Origin of the sequence: Pseudomonas sp. CM27 (genome assembly GCF_013179515.1) — a bacterium.
Lineage (GTDB): Bacteria > Pseudomonadota > Gammaproteobacteria > Pseudomonadales > Pseudomonadaceae > Aquipseudomonas.
The window spans coordinates 1-1,538 of record NZ_JABMCN010000431.1 but is presented as its reverse complement, the minus strand read 5'-3'; the positions used below and the strand labels follow the sequence as shown (position 1 = coordinate 1,538).

The following is a 1,538-nucleotide window of genomic DNA, read 5'->3' as shown; positions in this document are numbered from 1 at the left end:
GCTGGAAGTTCCAGCATGAGCGGCGCATCGCGGGCGAAGGCAGTTGAATTCGGGGGCTGCTCTGCAGCCCAATCGCCGGCAAGCCAGCTCCCACAGATATTGCACAGTACTGAGGACTTGTGAGGTCTCTGTGGGAGCTGGCTTGCCGGCGATTGGGCCGCACAGCGGCCCCAGCAATCTCAATGGTTGACGGTATGCGCCAGCATCACCGAAAGCTGGCACAACGGCCGCCCGCTCTCTTCGTGCCACTGGTTGAACGCCTGCTGGACCAGCGCCAGGTCGCGCAGGCTGGTCGGCTGCTTGTCGATCACCTTCTGCGCAATCAATGCCGCCGCCATGTCATCGGTCGGGATGAACGTATCCTTGCCGACCATGCGCAGAAAGCGCGGTGCCGAGAGCCCGCCCAGCTGGTTGCCGTGCTTGGCCAGGTACTTCCACAAGCCGACGATATCGGTCACTGGCCAGTCGGCGACGAACGCGCCGAAGCTGCCGTGCGCCTTGGCGATATCCAGCACCATCTGGGCATTGCGCGGCACGCTCTTGAGCTTGCCCAGGTGGCGAATGATGCGCTCGTCGTGCATCAGCCGCTCCAGGTGCTCGGCGCCCATCAACACCACCTTCTCCGGGTCGAAGCCGAAGAACACCTGTTCGAACACCGGCCACTTGGCATCCACCAGGCTGTGCTTGAGCCCGGCGCGGAACACGCGCAGGGCCAGGGTCGACAGGTAGCGGTCGTCACTGATGTCGCGCAGTTGCGCCGGGGTGCGCGGCTGCGGCAGGAAGGCCTCCAGGGCCTGGGCCGAGCCAAAACGGTTCAGGCAATACTCGTGCAGCCACTGGTAATCGCGCATGGCTTCAGATGTTCAGCACGTCGAGGAAGCGCGGGGTGGCGCTTTCGTCGATCTTCAGGCTGGTGAAGTCGAACAGGTTGCGGTCGGCCAGTTGCGACGGCGCCACGTTCTGCATGGCGCGGAAGATGCTTTCGGTACGGCCCGGGTGCTTGCGCTCCCACTCCACCAGCATGTCCTTGACCACCTGGCGTTGCAGGTTTTCCTGCGAGCCGCACAGGTTGCAAGGAATGATCGGGAACTCTTTCATATCCGAGTAGGCCTGGATGTCTTTCTCGTGGCAGTAGGCCAGCGGGCGGATCACCACGTTGCGGCCGTCGTCGGCACGCAGCTTCGGCGGCATGCCCTTGAGCGCGCCGTTGAAGAACATGTTGAGGAAGAAGGTTTCGACGATGTCGTCGCGGTGGTGCCCCAGCGCCATCTTGGTCGCGCCGATTTCGTCGGCGAAGGTGTACAGGGTGCCACGGCGCAGGCGCGAGCACAGCGAGCAGGTGGTCTTGCCCTCGGGTACCAGCTCCTTGACCACCGAGTAGGTATCCTTCTCGACGATGTGGTAGTCGACGCCCAGTTCCTTCAGGTAGGCCGGCAGCACGTGCTCGGGAAAGCCCGGCTGTTTCTGGTCCATGTTCACCGCGACGATCTCGAACTTGATCGGTGCCACCTTCTGCAGGTGCAACAGAACGTCGAGCA

2 protein-coding genes are annotated in these 1,538 nt (G+C 63.1%); both read right to left on the bottom strand.

Annotation, left to right across the window (positions count from 1 at the left end; all coding sequences use genetic code 11):
• Positions 1 to 179: 179 nt before the first annotated feature.
• Entirely contained in the window at positions 180 to 851 is a 672-nt protein-coding gene (locus tag HP547_RS28690) for a DNA-3-methyladenine glycosylase I (RefSeq protein WP_172224591.1), read from the bottom strand.
• Positions 852 to 855: 4 nt separating this feature from the next.
• A partial coding sequence (gene ttcA / locus HP547_RS28685) for a tRNA 2-thiocytidine(32) synthetase TtcA (protein ID WP_172288873.1) occupies positions 856 to 1,538 on the bottom strand: 683 nt, incomplete at its 5' end.